This window comes from Acidithiobacillus sp. AC3 (assembly GCF_050261095.1).
GTDB lineage: Bacteria > Pseudomonadota > Gammaproteobacteria > Acidithiobacillales > Acidithiobacillaceae > Igneacidithiobacillus > Igneacidithiobacillus copahuensis.
On sequence record NZ_CP189838.1, the window covers coordinates 1928229 to 1946995 of the forward strand.

At 55.8% G+C, this 18767-nt stretch carries 14 protein-coding genes; 3 read left to right on the forward strand and 11 right to left on the reverse strand.

The features are described 5' to 3' along the window. Positions 1-382: 382 nt before the first annotated feature. Together ACQAYK_RS09715 and ACQAYK_RS09720 are read right to left on the reverse strand one after the other, a co-directional pair. Positions 383-1509 (reverse strand): IS3 family transposase gene (locus ACQAYK_RS09715; protein ID WP_483167547.1). Its coding sequence is split into 2 segments (ribosomal slippage): positions 383-1240 and positions 1243-1509, totalling 1125 coding nucleotides; the frame shifts between segments, so codons are not numbered across the junction. A gap of 238 nt (positions 1510-1747) precedes the next feature. After that, positions 1748-4084 carry a TonB-dependent receptor gene (locus tag ACQAYK_RS09720; RefSeq protein WP_215870762.1) on the reverse strand — a complete coding sequence of 779 codons (2337 nt, stop codon included), beginning with the start codon at positions 4082-4084 and terminating at the stop codon, positions 1748-1750. A 464-nt stretch (positions 4085-4548) separates the two neighbouring features. Here ACQAYK_RS09720 and ACQAYK_RS09725 point away from each other — a divergent pair, with 464 nt between their 5' ends. Next, positions 4549-7086, forward strand: coding sequence for a flavodoxin domain-containing protein (locus ACQAYK_RS09725; RefSeq protein WP_215870761.1), 2538 nt, complete (start codon positions 4549-4551; stop codon positions 7084-7086). Positions 7087-7089: 3 nt separating this feature from the next. On the opposite strand, the gene ACQAYK_RS09730 is transcribed toward ACQAYK_RS09725, so the two are convergent. Continuing rightward, complete coding sequence (locus tag ACQAYK_RS09730; protein ID WP_215870760.1) at positions 7090-7989, reverse strand: LysR family transcriptional regulator; 900 nt, start codon at positions 7987-7989, stop codon at positions 7090-7092. A 118-nt stretch (positions 7990-8107) separates the two neighbouring features. Between ACQAYK_RS09730 and ACQAYK_RS09735 the strand changes: the two genes are divergently transcribed. Together ACQAYK_RS09735 and ACQAYK_RS09740 are read left to right on the forward strand one after the other, a co-directional pair. After that, positions 8108-9142 (forward strand): aromatic ring-hydroxylating dioxygenase subunit alpha, encoded by a 1035-nt coding sequence (locus ACQAYK_RS09735; RefSeq protein ID WP_226827475.1) that lies wholly within the window; start codon positions 8108-8110, stop codon positions 9140-9142. A 10-nt stretch (positions 9143-9152) separates the two neighbouring features. After that, on the forward strand, positions 9153-9317 hold the full coding sequence (locus tag ACQAYK_RS09740; protein ID WP_215870759.1) for a rubredoxin: 165 nt from the start codon (positions 9153-9155) through the stop codon (positions 9315-9317). An 11-nt stretch (positions 9318-9328) separates the two neighbouring features. On the opposite strand, the gene ACQAYK_RS09745 is transcribed toward ACQAYK_RS09740, so the two are convergent. From ACQAYK_RS09745 to ACQAYK_RS09780, 8 genes are read right to left on the reverse strand one after another with little or no spacing between them, the layout of a single operon-like run. Continuing rightward, complete coding sequence (locus ACQAYK_RS09745) at positions 9329-10165, reverse strand: CmcJ/NvfI family oxidoreductase (RefSeq protein ID WP_215870758.1); 837 nt, start codon at positions 10163-10165, stop codon at positions 9329-9331. A 3-nt stretch (positions 10166-10168) separates the two neighbouring features. Further along, entirely contained in the window at positions 10169-10621 is a 453-nt protein-coding gene (gene cdd / locus ACQAYK_RS09750) for a cytidine deaminase (protein WP_215870757.1), read from the reverse strand. Further along, positions 10618-11991: a purine-cytosine permease family protein gene (locus tag ACQAYK_RS09755; RefSeq protein WP_215870756.1), complete on the reverse strand. Its 1374-nt coding sequence runs from the start codon at positions 11989-11991 to the stop codon at positions 10618-10620. The genes cdd and ACQAYK_RS09755 overlap by 4 nt, the downstream gene beginning before the upstream one ends. Beyond that, positions 11984-13501: an NCS1 family nucleobase:cation symporter-1 gene (locus ACQAYK_RS09760; protein WP_215870755.1), complete on the reverse strand. Its 1518-nt coding sequence runs from the start codon at positions 13499-13501 to the stop codon at positions 11984-11986. The genes ACQAYK_RS09755 and ACQAYK_RS09760 overlap by 8 nt, the downstream gene beginning before the upstream one ends. A gap of 2 nt (positions 13502-13503) precedes the next feature. Continuing rightward, on the reverse strand, positions 13504-14973 hold the full coding sequence (gene hydA / locus ACQAYK_RS09765; protein ID WP_215870754.1) for a dihydropyrimidinase: 1470 nt from the start codon (positions 14971-14973) through the stop codon (positions 13504-13506). Positions 14974-14976: 3 nt separating this feature from the next. Next, positions 14977-16296 (reverse strand): NAD-dependent dihydropyrimidine dehydrogenase subunit PreA, encoded by a 1320-nt coding sequence (gene preA, locus ACQAYK_RS09770; protein WP_215870753.1) that lies wholly within the window; start codon positions 16294-16296, stop codon positions 14977-14979. Further along, a complete protein-coding gene (locus ACQAYK_RS09775) occupies positions 16296-17708 on the reverse strand; it encodes an FAD-dependent oxidoreductase (RefSeq protein ID WP_215870752.1) in 1413 nt (470 codons plus the stop codon). Before ACQAYK_RS09775 ends, preA begins: the two co-directional genes overlap by 1 nt. Further along, complete coding sequence (locus tag ACQAYK_RS09780) at positions 17632-18624, reverse strand: nitrilase-related carbon-nitrogen hydrolase (protein ID WP_480082166.1); 993 nt, start codon at positions 18622-18624, stop codon at positions 17632-17634. Before ACQAYK_RS09780 ends, ACQAYK_RS09775 begins: the two co-directional genes overlap by 77 nt. Positions 18625-18767 lie beyond the last annotated feature (143 nt).

Below are 18767 nucleotides of genomic sequence, written 5' to 3' on the forward strand. Positions count from 1 at the left end.
TTGCAAAGCAAAGTTCCTGTTATTGTCCGGGAAATCAAGAGCCGAAGAGGACTTTCGGCGGCGTACCGATAGCACGTGCACCTTGGAGGTAGCGCAATGCGGCATGAAAGCCATTTGCGGGCGACATATATGATGTCCCATTCCCCTGACGATCAACGTTGTACGCCATTCTCCCGGGTCCAAGAACGCACGTAGTCAGGAGCTAGCATGGCCTTCTCAAAGATACCGGCTGAGAGTAAGTATCCGGACTGCTGGGCAAGATAATACCAATCATCGTCACAGGTCCCACCCCTCCCACCGGCCCCCAAGGAAAGTGAGGTGGTCCCCCTGGATTGGACAGCCTGCTGGAGTGATTAAGCTCTGAACCTGTTTCCATGGCGGGTCAGGCCACCAGCCTTTGTAAACCTTCTGCATAGACCACATCGGGTGTTCTGTCTCCCAGAGAAGAGTGCGGTCTTTCGGCATTATACCAGTCGAAGTAGGTCCTGAGGCCAGCTTTCAGCTCGGTTCCAGTTTCTGCTGGCCGCAGGTAGACGTGCTCGTATTTGACGGTGCGCCAAAGCCGTTCGACAAAGACGTTATCCAGGGCCCGGCCTTTGCCGTCCATACTGATTCGAATGCCGTGCTGGCGGAGTACAGAGAGGAAGGACTCCGCGGTGAACTGAGCGCCCTGATCCGTGTTGAAGATCTCGGGGGTGCCATAGCGGCGTATGGCCTCTTTCAGGGCCTCTACGCAGAAACCCGCATCAAGACTGTTGGAAACCCGCCAGGACAACACCTTACGACTGAACCAGTCCACTACGGCTATGAGGTATTGAAATCCTCGTGCCATGGGCAGATAGGTCACATCCGCGGACCAGACCTGGTGGGGACGGTCCACCGTCACGCCACGCAACAGATAAGGATATTTTGGGTGCTGGGGGTGGGGCTTGCTGGTGTGTGGTCCGGGCGCCACCGCGGCAATGTCGAGGATACGCATGGCCCGGTGTACCGTTTTGCGGTTGACCACGACATTCTCCGCTTTCAGCATCCGATGGATCTGCCGCCTACCCATGAACGGAAAGGCGGTGTAGAGGCGATCGATCGCCCGCAACAGCCCGTCGCCCATCGGCCGAGGATGCGCGCGGTAATAGACCGTACTGCGGGGCACGCCCAAAAGAGCGCATTGCCGTTGCACAGAAACTGGGGTTTGGGCCCGGTCGATCATTTGGCGCCTTTCCCGATCCGGGACATGAGACCGGGCCTGGAGGCTAAAAAATCGCGTTCCATCTCCAGCTGTCCGATCTTCCGATACAAAGCCTGCACGTCCACGGGCTCCTCGGTCCGGGACTTTCCCCGTTCAAAGGCCGTGGCCGCATGCTCCACCAGCTGCCGGCGCCAGGCATTGATCATGGTGGGATGTACCCCAAATTCTTGCGCCAGCTCGGCCATCGTCTTATCGCCCTGCAAGGCCGCCAGGGCTACCTGCGCCTTGAATTCCGGCTTGTACTGCTTGCGTTTTCCCTTCATCCCTCGACTCCTTTCCTGAAGCCCAGAGCTTAACCCCTTGTCCAACTTTCGGGGGCCACTTCAAAGATCTGAAACTCGCCCGGCGAAAGATGAGGTACTTAAAAGAACAAGCAAGATTCCAACCAATGCTGGAGCGACTCTGACGGATAGGTACCTTTTAACCATGCAAGCTACTCCATAGAGGGATGCGCAGGAGCTTAGCGCACCCCAGGACCACAGTAAGACAGCTGCTCAAATGTCAGTCGAAGCGCACCCGAACATTTCCACCAACAAACACTGGCGCGCCTGCTTGCCCCTGAAGATAAGAATAGGGTTTCAGCATTTGCTCGGCATACACCAAGTAGTTATTGTTGAGAATATTGTCGGCGTATAGACCAAATTTGACGGATTTGATCATATCCCAGTGCAACGGCATCTCATACGAGGCAGAGAAATCCAAGGTATCGTATGCTGGAAGCGTCAGACCGATCGTCTGACCTTTGTTCGTCGCCATATATTGCCGACCGACGAAGTGCCCCGTCAATGCCGCATAGAGTCCGCCATTTTGATAGCGCACGCCAGCCGTTGCCGTGTAGGTGGGAACGTAAGGCCGATATTCGCCAGGGTACGAGGTGCCATTGGTCCCAACCGATAAGGTGGCATATTTCGCACTGGTGTAATTGTAGGTACCAAACAAGCCAACATGGTCAGCAACCGGCACCTCAAGCCCCAACGTTGCCCCCTGATACAAAGCAGCGCCATTATTATACTCGAACGTCTGACCCGTAGCAGAATCATAATATTCGCTAAAGATATTGGTGAAGTTTCTACGGAAAAACGACAAGCTTCCAGAAATTGCCGAGCCGCTGTAGCGCACACCGAAATCGTAGCTGATATCCCCTTCAGGCTTGACACTGATAGCAGCCGGAGTGGGGGTTGCGCCAATGGCGGAATAATACGCGCTGATATTGGGAACCTTATTGGTTTTACCGACAGAGAAGAACAGGTTGACATCGTGTATCGGGGTGTAAGAAAACCCGAGAGACGGCTCCCAGAAGAAATAGGAATTTCCCACATGCCCACCGTAGGTATAATAGTATCCGGCAATATCATCGCAGCCAGTATTGACGATATTGTATTTCAGCCCAGGATACACGTGTAGCTTACCATCCAGAAGGTCAATGTTGTCCTGGAGATAAACATAATTAAAATTCCTGGTATCATGTTCATTCCAGGCATTGTTGTAACCATCGATGTTGGGCACGGGCGAACTACCATACCAATACTCAGCGCTATGGTCCTGGCTGTAATCTACTAAAGCACCGAGCTCCACCGTGTTGTGAGGGGCAAAGAAGGATACGGAAGGTAAAAATCCAACGCTCTGAATATCATCGATATAATTATGATATTGCGTACCGTTGACGCCCGATCCGAACAGAGCCGTAGGATCATAGCTGTTGTTGGTGGAAGGCGGCGAGGCCCAGGGTTCGAGGTTGGTACCCACGGGATACCCGTCATAGATGGCATAGCCATAGTGCGTTGGATCGTAATATGCAGCGCTGGTAAAGGAGGTGCGATTGGCAGACTGCTGTTGGATAAAGACCTTGGTCTTTGCCATCATGTACTCATTGAGAAGGCTCTTCCAGGAAAGGATCACATTCAACGCATGCGTGTGGGTCGCGCTATATGCGACGCCCAGTGGCGGCTGATAGGAACGACCGTATTTGTCAATCAACGCCAGGGGCACCAACGTTGGTTGTCGCGCCTGCTCGTTGTTGTAGACAGCGACCAACTTGATTTGGGACAGCCCATTGTTATAAGGCTGAACGATTGCCGCATAGTAGGAATTAATATTCGCATAGACATTATTCAGGAAGCTGGGCGCATGAGTGTAAGCATATTTGAACAACATTTCCGTGCCGGTTCCAGGAAGAGTGCCGGAATTCACTGCAAAACCGGAGGTATAGTTGCCACCTCGATAGCCATACTTTCCACCGGAGGAATCCAGGTCAATGTAGAACTTCGGCTCTGGCAGAGCCGGCTCATAGGAAATCGTTCCACCTAACGAATTGATTCCGTTTTGGGATGGCTGATTGGCACCACTAAATACTTTTACAGTCGATATCTGCCCCATTGTCAAAGGGGTGAAGGCATGATCGTCACCAGTCCCACCGACACCTCCGCGAAACACGTTAATAATTGGAACTCCATCAAAGTTAGACGCCATTTGGCTACTGGTAAAACCCTGATAGGTAAATTCATTGTCCGTTGCCGACAGGTTACCGGGACCTTGGGAAATGACATTCATCCCTGGCACATGTTTCAGCACTGATTGGAAATTTTGCGCTGGAGAGGCATGGTCTACCGTTTTCTTGCTGACAGAGGTCACTGCCTTCTCCGGTGGAGCGATTCTCTTCACACCCGCAATGTTCGTGACTGTAGCTGCGCTTTGCGCATCTGCCGTGACGGTGCCCACGGGCGCTTCGCCGCCCGCTCTGGCCTGAACCATATATAAGGCAGACACCGCAGATAACACAGCCATCCATACCACTTTTCCGCGCACTGAAGGCGCTGTCTGACCTGATTGGTGTTTCATAGCTTCTCCCTCTTTATCTGCTGCAAGCTCACAATGAAACAACCGCAAGCGACCCTTAAACCGTCATGAATCGCACAAAACGCCGCATGAACAAGGTCAGCCCCGGTTGTTGCAGACAGTCAACAAGAAATGTTGCCCCCTATAAAGCGCTATTTTTTCCTAGAAGCGGTTCATAAAACGCAACACTTCAGGAAACGCCACTTCCAGGGTTGGTAGTTTGCAGACTCGGACTAGCGTCACCTGGGCTCCCAATATCGCTCTTTGGTCCGGAACATCATGGAGAAACCCCGCGAATCGCCACGTAGTTGGGATACTCGACCCTCTGGCACGATTCTTTGGGCCGCCCAACAAGGACCGGGGAGGGATGCAGTAATTGCAATGGATTGCTGCATAAACTCTTCTTTTATGCAACGAAAAGCGTCTCTATAGTTTGGCTATCTGGTCATTTTCCCAAGAGACGCACCATGTCCAGCTTCCCAGAGGTCCTCAACAATTTGACACCCGAGCTTGCACATGCGTGGCATCCTGTCGCGCTTGTCGAGGAAGTCGGTGAGCAGCCCCTGCAGGTGCGACTACTCGGCGAATCCTGGGTTCTCGTGCGGGTCGCTGGCAAGCTGATGGCTCTTCGCGACCAATGTCCACATCGCAATGCTCCCCTTTCCGCGGGTTGCGTGATCGATGGCGCCCTGGAGTGTCCTTACCACGGTTGGCGTTTTGCCGACGATGGTCATTGCGTGCACATTCCGGCCATGGGTACGCAAGTACCACCGAAAAGTACCGCCGCTCAAGCTCCCGCCGGCCTAGAGGTACGCTACGGCCTGGTCTGGCTCGCGCCAAGGCCACCAAAGGTGCCGTTGATCGAGATCCCCGAATGGAGTGACTCCAAGTTTCGCACGGAGATCATGCCGCCCCTGCGTACCCGCGCCTCTGCCGCCCAAATCGTCGATAATTTTCTCGACGTCACCCATTTTTACTATCTGCATGGAAAGAGCTTTGGCTTGACGTCTCCCGACCCGATCCGGTCGTACCATGTCGAACGTAACGCCAACGAGGTCGTACTGCACCATCAGACCTTTTTTTCGAACGGTTCGGGGCCACTCCTGACCCGCCTCGGTCACTATCATTGCACCTTGCCCTACCAATGCCGGTTATTGGCGGAGTTTCCGGGTAGCGATCGGCAGGACATGATCGCCCTTATTGCGCAACCAGAAGATGGCCAAAGCACCCGCATCTATAAGCTATTGGCCTACAACTGGGGCGAAGCCACGCTACTGGAGGAGATGCTCGCGTTCGAAACCCGCGTCATCGAAGAAGACGTAGCCATGACCGAGCGACTGCCCAGTCACGACGTACCCTTGGCCAACACCGCGCAAGCCCACGCACGCGGCGACGAAATTGGCCTAGCCTGGCGACAAGCCATTCGCCAGGCCTTTCGAAAAGAGCCCGAAGACTGGTCCGTGGCGGACGCGCCGCAGAGGGTTGCGGCAGAGCAGAGATCGACACGCATTACTGCTGTGGGCGCGATTCCTGCGACAGTATTGGTGCTCTACGCCTCGCAGACGGGCTCTGCAGAAGCGCTGGCGATTGCCCTGACGCAGCGCTTGCGAGACAGCGGCATCACCGCAGACTGCACAGCCATGGACGGGTTGTCTCCGCAGGCGTTACATCGCTGGGGAACCGTCATTTTTGTCAGCAGTACCTTTGGTGATGGGGAAGCCCCGGACAATGGCCGCGAATTCTGGCTGGCACTCAGTCAGGCAGACATGCCCCGACTGGAGGCTCTGCGGTATGCAGTGTTGGGTATTGGCGATCGCTCTTTCGATACTTTCTGCGCCCACGGGCGTCGTTTGGACCAACGCTTACGAGATCTGGGCGCTAACACCCTGCTTCCGTGTCTGGAGTCAGAGGCAATAGACAGCGACAGCATCGTCTCCTGGCAGTCAAAACTCCTTGGCCTCTGTTCCCCGGCAACACCCACTCCGCCACCTGCGCCTTCTTTGCGTGTTTTGCCCGAGGGATCCAGTAAGGCGTCTTCCTTCGCGCACGCTCGTCTACTCACTAGTACACAACTTGGACACATGCAGCATGAGCGTTTTCTGCTTCATTGCATCGTGGATATAGCTGAAACTGGACTCCACTATCAAACTGGAGACCTACTGTTGATACTGCCGGAGAATCTGTCGCAGGAGGTAGATGCCTTTTTGGCGGTATCTGGCTTTGGCGGCACGGAGGAGGTTCGCATCGGCAATTGCTCCATGTCTCTCCACGAAGCCTTTACCAAGCATCTGGATATTCGCCGCTGGAGCGCCAAGGCGCTACGGGAAAAACTCCCCAACGAGTCTGCACAGACATTTGTAGAGCGCCTGCGCCCTCTGCAGCCGCGGCGCTATTCCATCGCTTCCAGTGCTAGCGTCAATCCTGAGCAAGTGCACTTGCTCGTCACCGCGCAACGCTCTGATGGGGGCCTGTGCACTGACTATCTAGCCCGTCTCGATCATGGTGTCGAGTTGCGCGTGAACGTCCACGCCAATCCCAAGTTCCGCCTGCCCGCAGAGGATGTGCCCATCATCATGATCGGCGCCGGCAGCGGGCTCGCACCTTTCCTTGGATTTTTGCAGGAACGAGAGGCACGTGGTGACCACGGCAAGAATTGGCTGTTCTTCGGCGAAAGGCATGCTGCCTCCGATTTCCACTTTGCTGACAAAATCCAGCGCTGGCAACACAGTGGGCACCTGCACCGTTTGGATACCGCGTTTTCGAGGGATCAGGTGGAGGCAATTTACGTTCAGCACCGTATTCAGGAGAATGCCGCCCTGTTCTGGGACTGGCTCCAGCAGGGCGCCGTTGTCTATCTGTGCGGCAGCCGGCAACGGCTGGCTAAAGGGGTGAGCGAAACCTTGCAACACATCACCGAGGAATATGGCGGTCTCAGCGCGGAGGATGCCCGCGCCTACTGGGCTGAGCTTCAGCTAGCGGGACGTTTCTGCCAGGATGTCTACTGAGCGCTACCAGGATGGTAAACGATCCTGCAGAATCTCCAATAGCGCTGCCGCTGGCAGAGAAAGTTGTCGCTCAGCACTCATGCACAGACTGAGCACCGAGGAAGGGATATGCCGGTCTGCGAGGGGTACGTAGACCAATTCCCCCGCAGAAATCTCTTTACCGGCATCCATTTTGGTCAGCAGGCCCACACCCAAGCCACGCCTTACCAGCTCCTTCATCAGCAAGATACTGTTGGAGCTGGCGATCACCTCCGGCTGAGCCGACGCCCGTGCCAGGATCTGGTTGACGATCACCCGCAAGTCGAGAGAGGTATCGGCAATCACGAGCTTATAGGGCATGCAATCAGAAAGGCGTATCGAACTCTGCGCCACCAGGGGATGATCCGGCGCCAGCACCGCGCCAATCCGAAAATCCCTTCGTTCCAAGATACGTAGGCCAGGGCTGAGACGCGGGTTGATCGTCAGGCCAAAATCCACGTCGCCGCGAAGAACAGTTTCGGTAACCTGTTGTGCACCATAGACCTGCACCTCAAAAGTTACGCCGGGGTAGCGCTGATGAAATTCCAGAATCGCACTGGCAACAAACTCCGATGCGGCTCCCTCAATGGTAGCGAGCGCCACTGTACCGCGACGGATGCCCTTCAAATCCTCGATACGCGACTGTAAGGATTGCATTTCGTTCTGCCATTTGCGCAGAGCATGGAGCACTTGTTCCCCGGCTGCGGTCAAGCGTAGCCCCTGCGATTGGCGCTCAAAGAGGGGAACCCCAATTTCTTCCTCGATATGCAGGATCTGCCGATCCACCGAGGAGGAAGAGATATGCAGTACCTCCCCCGCCTTGCGCATGGAGCCGTGCCTGGCTGCTGCGTCGAAATAGCGGACAAAACGAGAAAAAGCCCACATATTCGCCACCCCATATGATTGCATTAATTGCATCTAGTATGTGCAAAATTTTTTCTTTTTTGCAATGGATGCGTTTCTTATACTGGACTCTGATGCCGTTCGAAAAGGGAGAACCCAGATGTCCAAGTCTTCTACCATGCCCGCAGAACTCCTCTGTGACCAACGCAGTTTTTCCCACGAAGATTGGGATATTCTTGCACGGTACTGGTATCCCGTGGCGCGTTTGGCCGATCTTGCTGCCCAGCCCATTGCCATGCGTTTGCTGGATGTACCCCTGGTTCTGTGGCGCAGTGCTGAGGGGGTATCGGTAGCCCTGGATCGCTGTCCCCATCGAGGGGTCCCCCTGAGCAAAGGATCCATATGCGATGATCATCTGGTCTGTGCCTATCATGGCCTGCGCTTTGCCGGTGATGGCACTTGCACGCAAATCCCCGCACAACCTGGGCTGCCTCCCTCATCACGATTCTGTCTTCAGTCCTTTCCTGCGGTTGAGCGTTACGGGCTGATCTGGACCTGCCTGCGACCGCAGGGAGAGCCGAAGATCCCACCAATGCCAAGCTGGGAGGAAAGCGGTCACCAACAAATCGTTCCGCCTTTTGTAGACATCAAGGGATCAGCCGGACGTCAAGTGGAAGGATTCATAGACGTTGCCCACTTTGCCTTCGTCCACCACAATGCCTTTGCGGATCCTGACAACCCGGTGGTGCCCAATTACGAGGTTCACGCTGACGGCGACGCAATTTACAGCGATTATGTCAGCACCGTGAGCAATTTCCCCAAAGGGTTACAGCACTTGGCTCCCGAGGGATTTCTCTGGCGCCGGGCCTTTGCCATCTATCCACCGTTCACTGCCCGCCTTACGGTACATTTTCCCGATCATGGCCTATTGAACATTCTCAATGCGGCTTGCCCCATGACTGCGACCAGCACTCGCCTCTTCGTGCCCCTTACGCGCAATTTTGATACCACCGGCCCGTTGGATGAGGTCTACGCCTTCAATGCACAAATCTTTGCCGAAGACCAGGAGATGGTGGAGAGCCAGTGGCCCCGGATACTGCCCCTAGATCCTGCAGCAGAGGCACATTTTGCCGCCGATCGGGCATCGGTAGCCTATCGTCGACGCTTGCGGGAAATGGGCTTACGATTTCAATAGGAGGAATGCGATGAAAACCTGGATCTGTATGATTTGTGGGTTTGTGTATGACGAGGAGGCGGGTAGTCTGGAGCATGGGCTGGCACCCGGTACCGCCTGGGAGGATGTTCCAGAAGACTGGGTCTGTCCTGATTGCGGAACTGGCAAAAACGACTTTGAAATGTTGGAGATCTAACTGGTTCGTAATCAGTCGGATAGGTACACACCGATCCGATATTCACAACTCACCCGCGATGGCTTGGTGAAGGTCGATGAAGAATTGTCGATCGCGGCGTGAAAGCATCCGGGCCAGGCGGGGCTGTCGCCACCCTTTTCCAACGCAAAAGATTGGAAAACAATCATCTCGTGATCCTGCATGCGTGGGAAGTACACCCAGTCATGATTTGGCTTATGGCGCAGCCGAAGAAAGGTGCTGGCTTGACCATCGGGGCTACCGGGCAAGTCCTCCCGCCCAAGCACAATATCCTCGGGCTGTACGCTGCTTCGCCTTATGAGTCCCAGAGGCATGAAGTCGTCATAGTCGCTTTGGAGAATCCGCCAGACATTGAAGACCCGGTAGGAGCGTACGTCCGGGCGCGCAAAATCCCGTTTCCAGTCATCCGCGTTCGCCGCGCTAGTGAAGCAGGCCAGCGTGCGCCAGTATTCCTGCGCACTGAGACTGTAGTCAGAGTGCAGACACGGCACGACCTCACCTTCCCCGGACCGACGCACCGTAATGTACTGGGGATTGGCAAAGAGTTCAAAGCGCTGTTCAGGAAACAGCGAGTGCACCGCAGCGTAAGCGTCAGCAAAGGCCAGGTCACGAAAATCCGGATGTGTTTCGTTGACTCGGCTCCCCGTCAGTAACGTAAAACCTGATCGTTCCAGCATTTGCTGGGGCGATAGCGAGTCCAGATCTGGCCGAGCATCGCGCACTTCGCAATCAAAGACCGGCAGTTCACTACAGTGAAAATTATCGCTGGATGATTGGTATTCTGTGCCAGAAAAGTCTTCCGGCAGGTAACCACGAATGCGAGCACGCAATGGTCATTCCCCTAGCAAATGGAAGCCCAGGTTTTGCGGTCCAAAACTCTGCGGAAACAGATCGGTGAAGGCCAAACTCTGGACGGCACCCTCCCAGGTCGAGACATACGCCCGCAAATCAGGGTGGGCAAATTCATGGAGACGTTGTCGACAGCTCCCACAAGGCCAGGCGGGCTCTTCGCCCTGGCAGATGACATAGACGGCGACCAGAGGCTCAGCACCATGGGCAGACACGAGACGCGCAATGGCGGAAGCCTCGGCGCAGAGGCCGGAAGGATAGGCGGCATTTTCTACATTGCAGCCGCTTACGATTCGACCGGAGACGGTCAGCAAAGCGGCACCCACCGGATAGCGGGAGTAAGGCGACCAAGATCGTTGTAACGCGTCGGCTGCAGCACAGCGGAGCTCCTGCAACAGCTCGTCACTCAGGTTAGAAAACTTTCCAGCATCCATCATGCCGCTCTCCAGGTCCAACGCCTTTCAGCCCAGATCAAACCAAACCCATACAGCATCGCGGCAAACAATGCCGACGCCACCTGCCATGGGAGATACCTCGTCAGCGCGATGGGTAGCCAGGATTCCAGCTGATCCATCCCAATCGCCACCAGCAGCATCGCCACCGCCCAACTTGCCGACCATGACCAAAGGCGGGGAGAATCCGGATTGCCGGGAAAGAAACGGCTGGGTGAATCTTGATAGTAGCGTCCAAGGAACCAATCCACCAACAGAATGAAGGTGAAGGGGAAAAGCAGTTCACCCAGCAAATTCAAAAAACTCTCGACAAACTGCAATATGCCGACGATCGCCAAAAAGGTGGAAAAGCCCCCCAAACCCAATACCACGCCGGGCTGTAACCAGCGCGACGTGCGTTTATTGGCCACGTTGATAACTGCCAGGAATTTGGTTACTGCGGGATAGAGGTTCATGGCGTTGGTGTGGGCGATGGCCAGAATCACCCCGACCGCCGAGATTTCTCCCCAGACCGGCAACTGCTTGCCCAGCAGGGCGATATTCCATTCCCCGCTCATGTCCAGAGCCACCAGCCCGAGGATACCCATGAACAGGACTGCGGTCATGACCCCAAGAGTGGGCATGGACGCAAAGACAAGACTGCGGGACCAGGACTCTTGCCGGGACCAAGGGAAGCAAAAACGGGTAACTGTGGGAAAATCATAAGCCCAAGCGAGCAGACTGAAACTCAGGATGAGATCGATATCCTTGCCCCAGGGAACTGCGCTCTCGGCCATCGGCAGGTGCAAGGGGTAGCGGCTGAAAAGATACCAAGTCAGAACTGCGTAACAGAGTAAAAAAAGAATTGCGGTGTATTTATAAAATTTTTCCAACAACTCCATTCCGAAGAATACCAAAGCAATTTGCGCCGCTCCCAGTAACCAGTACCAAGTCAGTCCAAATCCGGGGAACAGACTATTCAGGATGCTGCCACCAACATCGGTGTTCAAACCAAACCATCCCGCTCCTACCACCGTGTAGAGCAGGGCCAGCACGGTGGCTCCGCCAACCCCAAAGGTACGGCGCGCCATGACCATGGAGATAATGGGCAATTGACGACCCATATGGGCGAGTAGTAGGCCGGGCAAAAACCCGATCAGGGTTGCAAGAACGACCAGCCACACGAAATTGGCCAGTCCCACATCTTTGAGCAACAAGCCAATGACCGGTGTGGTTGCCGAGGCAGAGGCGAGTGCCCAGATCAGAAACAGCATACCCGGACCCATGTTGCGGGATGATTCTGGCACTGGCGCTACCCCCAGACTCTCTACCTTGGCTGGAGATGAATTCGCGGGATCGACTACCGGGTCAGGCATATTGGCTCCGCAGTGCCTGACGACGGCGCAGCAATTGCAGGAGGAGATAGCCAACGCCGGCGACCGCAAAGGTCCAGAGCCAGCCGTAGGTATAGATTCGATCGAGAAAATCAGGATGCTTGACGATGCCCCCCGGAGACACGGCCGCCGTCAGGAATCCAGGGATCAGGGGAACGATGGCCAGGGCCATGGCGACAAAGGCCGGCCAATTCCATCGCCCGTAACGCCCCGACACGCGATACAGATCGATTAAGGACAGATCTTGTCGGCGCCAGACCCAATAGTCCGCAATCATTACTCCAGCGATCGCTCCCAATAAACTGCCATATCCAGCCAGCCAGGTGAAAATGTAAGCGCCTGCATGCTCCATCAAAAGCCAAGGGCACATCAGGATCCCCACGATACCGGTAAGTAAGCCACCAAGGCGAAAACTGATCCATCGTGGCGCAAGATTGGAAAAGTCATTGGATGGAGAGACGACATTAGCCCCCATATTGATGCTTGTCTGTGCCAGTAGGATGACTCCGAGAGCGAGAAGCAGGAGGAAGCCGTTATCGGTAAGGTACGGGATCAGCTCAATCGGATTCCACAAGGTCTTGTGAAAAACCTCCAAGGCGGCCGCCGTGACAAACAGTCCCACAAAGCTCGTGCCCATCATACCGAGGGGCAGTCCAATGGACTGACCAATCAGTTGCGCCCGCTGCGATTTGGCATACCGGGTAAAATCAGGAATATTGAGACTCAGGGTCGCCCAGTTTCCGACATTGGCTGCAAGGCCTGGCCAAAATAGCTCCCAAAACGTGTAAGAAGAAGATGCCGTCAGTTGTGTCGAGGCCCGCAGGGTTGCGAGAAATCCTGGCCCTACACTGAGCGCCCAGATCATCAGCGTCAGCAACAGCAGCAGCAGGATGGGTGCAGCAGCACTTTCAAAGCGCTTGATAGCCCCCATTCCGCGGGAAACGATAGCCATCTGTACGAGCCAGAATGCACCAAAGGCGAAAAATTCATGGCCCGCGATCCCCATCCACGCGGTCCAGAAGTGTGACAGCAAAGCCGATAGCGCCAAACCACCAAGCCAGGTCTGGATACCAAACCAGCCACAACCCACCAAGCCCCGGGCCATAGCCGCCACCTTAGCGCCCTCGGTGCCAAAGGCAGCACGCACAAAAACCGGGAAGGGGATGCCAAAGCGCACCCCCACCCAGGCATTGAGCAACATGGGTATCAGGACGATCAGATTGCCAAGGGTGATGGTCAACAGCGCCTGCCACCACAACATGCCCGCCGCCATCAGACCAGAAGCCAGGGTGTAGTTAGTCAGCGCCGCCGACATGCTGACCCATAGGGCCGTATAATTCCAGGCACCCCAACTGCGCCGTGCCCGCGGGATCGGCGCAAGATCCTCGTTGTATAAGGGAGTTTGCTCCGCCTCAGCGCATAATTGCCTCAGCTCTACACCCTCCGGAACGGCGATGCGGAAACTAGGGCTCTCTGGCGAGATGGAGCGCATGATCAAAGCCTTCCATCCGCACCGTTGCCAGCGGAACGTGGCACGGATCTCAGGGGATGCCGACCATTTTGCCGAACTTGCGCCTGGATATACGCTGGAAATGCTGGACGATTTACGTAGGCACCGGAACCGACTGCCGCCAGGATCTTCCCGTCGGCATAAGCTATTCGTCCGTTGCTAACGGTGTACGCCGGAGCACCCGTGATCTCCATCCCCTCAAATACATTAAAGTCCACCCGTTGATGTTGGGTTTCCGCACGAATGGTACGCACCAGCGCAGGATCCCAGACCACCAGGTCAGCATCGGCGCCCACCCGAATGACCCCTTTTCTGGGATAGATATTGAAGATCCGCGCGGCATTGGTAGAGGTTAGGGCGACGAACTCATTGGCCGTCAAACGGCCCATATTCACCCCGTGATGCCAGAGGACGGCCATGCGATCTTCCACTCCAGCGGTACCGTTGGGAATCTTGGCAAAGTTTTCACGTCCCATCTCTTTCTGCTCACCACAAAAGCAGCAATGATCCGTTGCTGTGGTTTGCAACACGCCTCCCGACAACGCATCCCAAAGGGCTTCCTGATGGGCCTTGGGGCGAAAGGGCGGACTCATGACGTGCGCGGCAGCGCGATTCCAGTCTTTGTCGTAATACACTGATTCATCGATGAGAAGGTGCTGGGTGAGGCATTCCCCGAAGACGCGTTGGCCCTGTCGCCGCGCTGCCGCAATAGCGTCAACCGACTCGATAGCAGAATTGTGCACGAGGTATAATGGCACGCCGAGAATTCCGGCAATCTGGATGACCCGCTGTGCAGCCTCACCCTCTACCTTTGGGGGACGTGATTGCGGATGACCCTCGGGGCCCAATATCCCCTTCTTTTGTAGCAGTTTCTGCAGATAGTCCACCAGCTCCCCGTTCTCGGCATGAACGGTAGGCAACGCTCCCAACTCCAGGGCACGCGGAAAACTTTGGGTGAGCACTCCATCGTCTGCCATGATGGCCCCTTTGTATGCCATAAAGTGCTTGAAGCTGTTCACCCCCCAGTCGCGCACCAAAGTGCCCATGTCGTCATGGACCGATTCATCCCACCAAGTCACGGCGACATGGAAGGAATAATCGCAACAGCTCTTTTCGGCCCACTGGCGCCATTTGTGATAGGCGTCCAAGAGACGCTCCCCAGGGCTGGGGATCACAAAATCGATGATCATCGTCGTGCCACCGGCAAGCGCGGCAGCGGTGCCCGAGTAGAAATCCTCACTCGCCACCGTGCCCATGAACGGTAGTTGCATGTGGGTATGCGGATCGATGCCGCCGGGCATCACCAGGCAATTGCGGGCATCGATCACGGTGTCTATCCCGCTGGCAGAAATGCCCGGTTCCAATGCGACGATCTTTCCGTCCTCACAAAGGACATCAGCCGCATAGCTTTGATCAGCATTGATGACCGTACCGTGCTTGATCAAGAGTGACATGGGCTACTCCTTCTCTCGTTCCATCGCGTGACAAAGCGCCAGAGGATTCGCTGGATGTTCTCGCCAGCTGCGGGGAATAGAATTGATGACTTGCCCCGTTCGCGGGTCCGTACCCTCGCGCATTGGCGCCATACTTATGCAATCGGGCACAGGACATACCGCTACACACAGGTTACAACCCACACAATCCGCGGCCTTCACTTGGTACAGCCCGGTCGCGGATACTTTCTCAATGGCTTGGTGCGAGGTGTCCTCACAGGCAATGAAACAGCGTCCGCAGCCAATACAACGATTCGCGTCAATCTCCGCCTTGGTCACGTAATTCAGATTCAGGCAGTTCCAGTCGCAGACGTTGGGCAGGGCCCTGCCTTGCAGATCTGCCAATGTTGCGTAGCCTTTCTCGTCCATCCACATCTCCAGACCCTCGGCAAGATCCTCGATGATGCGAAATCCATAGAGCATGGCGGCGGTGCAGACCTGCACATTGCCCGCACCCAAGGCCAGAAACTCGGCGGCATCGCGCCAACTGGTCACCCCGCCAATACCGGAAACCGGCAGTCCGGCGAGAGTCGGATGCCGACCGATTTCTGCAAGCATGTGCAACGCAATGGGTTTGACTGCGGGGCCGCAATAGCCTCCGTGCGTGCCTTTACCATCAATGCTGGGCACCGGGGCCATGGTATCCAGGTCCACACTGATCAAGGAATTGACGGTGTTGATCAGGGACACTGCGTCGGCGCCGCCGGCCTTGGCCGCGACCGCGCTCCAGGTGATATCTGTGACATTGGGAGTCAATTTTACAATCACGGGCAAACGGGTATGCGCCTTGGCCATGCGGGTGACTGCCTCCACCAGCTGTGGCGCCTGCCCCATGGCCGCGCCCATACCGCGCTCCGACATTCCATGAGGGCAACCCAGGTTCAGTTCGATGCCGTCGGCCCCGGTAGCAGCAATTTCCGGCAACCAGCGGGCCCACTGCTCTTCTTCTAGGGGAAACATCACCGAAACCACGACCGCGCGGTCGGGCCAACGCGATTTGATACGGGCAATTTCTTCCAGGTTTGTGCCGATGGGTCGGTCACTGATCAGCTCGATATTGTTGAAGCCCTGCACCCGCTGATTGTCACCACGCCAGAAGCCATACCGGGGACCATTGACGTTGACGACTGGTGGATCGATCCCCAAGGTTTTCCAGACTACCCCACCCCAGCCGGCCGCAAACGCCCGTTCGACATTCACTTCGCGATCGGTGGGCGGCGCCGAGGCAAGCCAAAAAGGATTGGGCGAGGAAATGCCAACAAAGGTATTGTGCAAAGATGCCATCAAGCGACCTCAGATTTCAGATCAGCGAGAATGGCGCTGGCGACGCGCTTGGCATCGGCAACCGCATGCACGGTAAGATCCGGGCTGCGGCCGGCACAATCCCCTGCCGCATAGACAAAGGGTAGATTGGTGCGCCCTAGCGCATCGACAGCAATCTTGCCCTGAGCATCGAGCGCCACTGACATCAACTTTGGGTCATCCACCCAAGCACTTTGATCCAGCGTCTGTCCAATCGCTGTAAAGATCTGATCGGCGAAGCAAGTCACCGACTTTCCCGAGGGGACCCACTTCCCCGCCTCTTTGTGCCAGAAATCCATCAACAGCTCCATGCCGCCACCCACGGCTTCCCGGATCTCCACTGGCCGCAATCCTGCATGAATCAGCACCCCTTGATCTCGCGCCAATTGGCGCTCGTGCTCGCTCGCCACCATGTCTTCAATGCCCCGTCGATAGCAGATGTGGACGATGCCAGCGCCCAGCAGGCGAATCTGAATAGCGATATCGATCGCGGTCATACCACCACCAATTACCACCACTTCCCGACCGACCGGCACGGTCTCGCCCCGCCGCAGTGCGGCGATGAAAGGAACGGCAGGCAGAACCCCTGGCAGCTCCTCACCAGGGATCTGCAGTCGACGTTGGGCGGCGAGGCCCAGCGCCAGAACAACCGCGTGGTACTGCTCGCGTAAGGATGCAAGTGTGACATCCCGACCCAAGACGGTCTGCAAACGAATCTCGATGCATGGATGCCGTAAGAGCCACGCCGCCTCCTTCTGCGCCGCATCATCGAGCATTTTGTAGGCAGCGATCCCCGTTTCATTGAGCCCCCCCGGCCGACTATCGCCATCCAACAGGGTGACCTGTGCCCCTTCCTCAGCCAGCAAGCGTGCGACGGTCATACCCGCCGGTCCTGCACCAATGATGGCGACGCGAAAGCTACCGGCCGATACTGGCGCCGTGGCTCCAGGACGCGCGTGCTCCATGGCTAACCGCTGCAAAAGACCGATGCGCACGGCACCCCCGGCATCAGAAACACGCACGCAGGATGCCTCACACAAGGCTTCCACCGGGCAGACACGGGCACAACTCATGCCCAAGGGATTTTCGCGAAGGATGAGGGAAGCGGCTCGTGCGGGCTGGCCAACGGCCAAGGCACGAATAAAGGCGGGGATATCGATCGCTGCCGGGCAGGCGTCGGTGCAGGGAGCGTCGTAACAGGTAAAGCAGCGTTCTGCCTCCACAACTGCATCGACATCTGCCAGCCGCGTTTCCATACCCCGAAAGCGATTGGCTACCGCCTCCTCGGTCAAGGCATGCCGCTCCATCAGAAAACCCTCATGGTTGGCATAGCGGCCCATACAAGTCCGGGCGTCGGTCCCGATAAAACTGCCAAAGATCACGTACTTCGGCAATTTGCTCCAGATCCAGGTCGGCCACCAGAACTTCCTCTTGGTCCCGACTCGCTTGGGCAATAATCTGGCCGCGGGGATTGGCAAAATAACTTTGCCCGTAAAATTCACCAATGTTCCATGGCCCTTCCGTGCCGACACGGTTTATAGCACCGACAAAATACCCATTCGCTGCTGCATGAGCTGGTTGCTCCAGCTTCCAGAGATATTCCGAGAGTCCGGCTACGGTAGCAGAGGGGTTGAAGACAATTTCGGCACCGTGCAGCCCCAAAGCCCGCGCCCCTTCCGGGAAATGACGATCGTAGCAAATATAGACACCTACTTGGGCATACGCCGTCTGGAATACCGGATATCCTAAGTTGCCAGGACGAAAAAAGAATTTTTCCCAGAATCCTTGTACTTGGGGAATATGTGTCTTACGATATTTCCCCAGATAGCGACCATCTGCATCGATAACAGCGGCAGTATTATAATAGACGCCGGCCATCTCCCGTTCATAGACGGGAACAATCAATACCATGGAATATTTTTTGGCATACTCCTGCATCAGTTTAATCGTTTCTCCCTCCGGTACCGGTTCGGTCAACCCATACCAGCGGATATCCTGACTGGGACAGAAATAAGGACCATAAAAGAGCTCCTGCATACTAAGTATCTGCACACCTTGCGCGGCAGCATTTTCGATATGCCGCAAGTGACGGCCAATCATCTCTACCTTGATGGCTTGCGGAGTCATCTCTGCTGCGCCTGCGGACTGCGGCGCCTGCACCAAAGCCACTTTAACGATTCTACTCATGAACTTTCCTTGCGCTAAAATACCGTAGGTGTTTTTGCCACTGCAAATGCAAGCTTCGTGCCATAGAGCGTAACGTCGTCCGACCGAGCAATCTTCAGAAAACTCCCATCCGAAATAGTGCAAGAGTTTTCCTTACCAGAGTTACCGTTGCGCAACACTATGGGTAGCGTGCACTTTTTTACACAGGATTTCAGCTGATAATGCACGATAATGATGCTATCGCACTATTTTGGGTCCCCACGTTGGGGCATTTTCTGGACTACTCG

Excerpts from the sequence above, each read along its gene's own strand:
- ACQAYK_RS09720 (WP_215870762.1), bottom strand. The coding sequence starts at position 4,084 with ATGAAACACCAATCAGGTCAGACAGCGCCTTCAGTGCGCGGAAAAGTG.
- hydA (WP_215870754.1), bottom strand. The coding sequence starts at position 14,973 with ATGTCACTCTTGATCAAGCACGGTACGGTCATCAATGCTGATCAAAGC.
- ACQAYK_RS09725 (WP_215870761.1), top strand. The coding sequence starts at position 4,549 with ATGTCCAGCTTCCCAGAGGTCCTCAACAATTTGACACCCGAGCTTGCA.
- ACQAYK_RS09735 (WP_226827475.1), top strand. The coding sequence starts at position 8,108 with ATGTCCAAGTCTTCTACCATGCCCGCAGAACTCCTCTGTGACCAACGC.
- ACQAYK_RS09740 (WP_215870759.1), top strand. The coding sequence starts at position 9,153 with ATGAAAACCTGGATCTGTATGATTTGTGGGTTTGTGTATGACGAGGAG.
- cdd (WP_215870757.1), bottom strand. The coding sequence starts at position 10,621 with ATGATGGATGCTGGAAAGTTTTCTAACCTGAGTGACGAGCTGTTGCAG.
- preA (WP_215870753.1), bottom strand. The coding sequence starts at position 16,296 with ATGGCATCTTTGCACAATACCTTTGTTGGCATTTCCTCGCCCAATCCT.
- ACQAYK_RS09755 (WP_215870756.1), bottom strand. The coding sequence starts at position 11,991 with ATGCCTGACCCGGTAGTCGATCCCGCGAATTCATCTCCAGCCAAGGTA.
- ACQAYK_RS09730 (WP_215870760.1), bottom strand. The coding sequence starts at position 7,989 with ATGTGGGCTTTTTCTCGTTTTGTCCGCTATTTCGACGCAGCAGCCAGG.
- ACQAYK_RS09760 (WP_215870755.1), bottom strand. The coding sequence starts at position 13,501 with ATGCGCTCCATCTCGCCAGAGAGCCCTAGTTTCCGCATCGCCGTTCCG.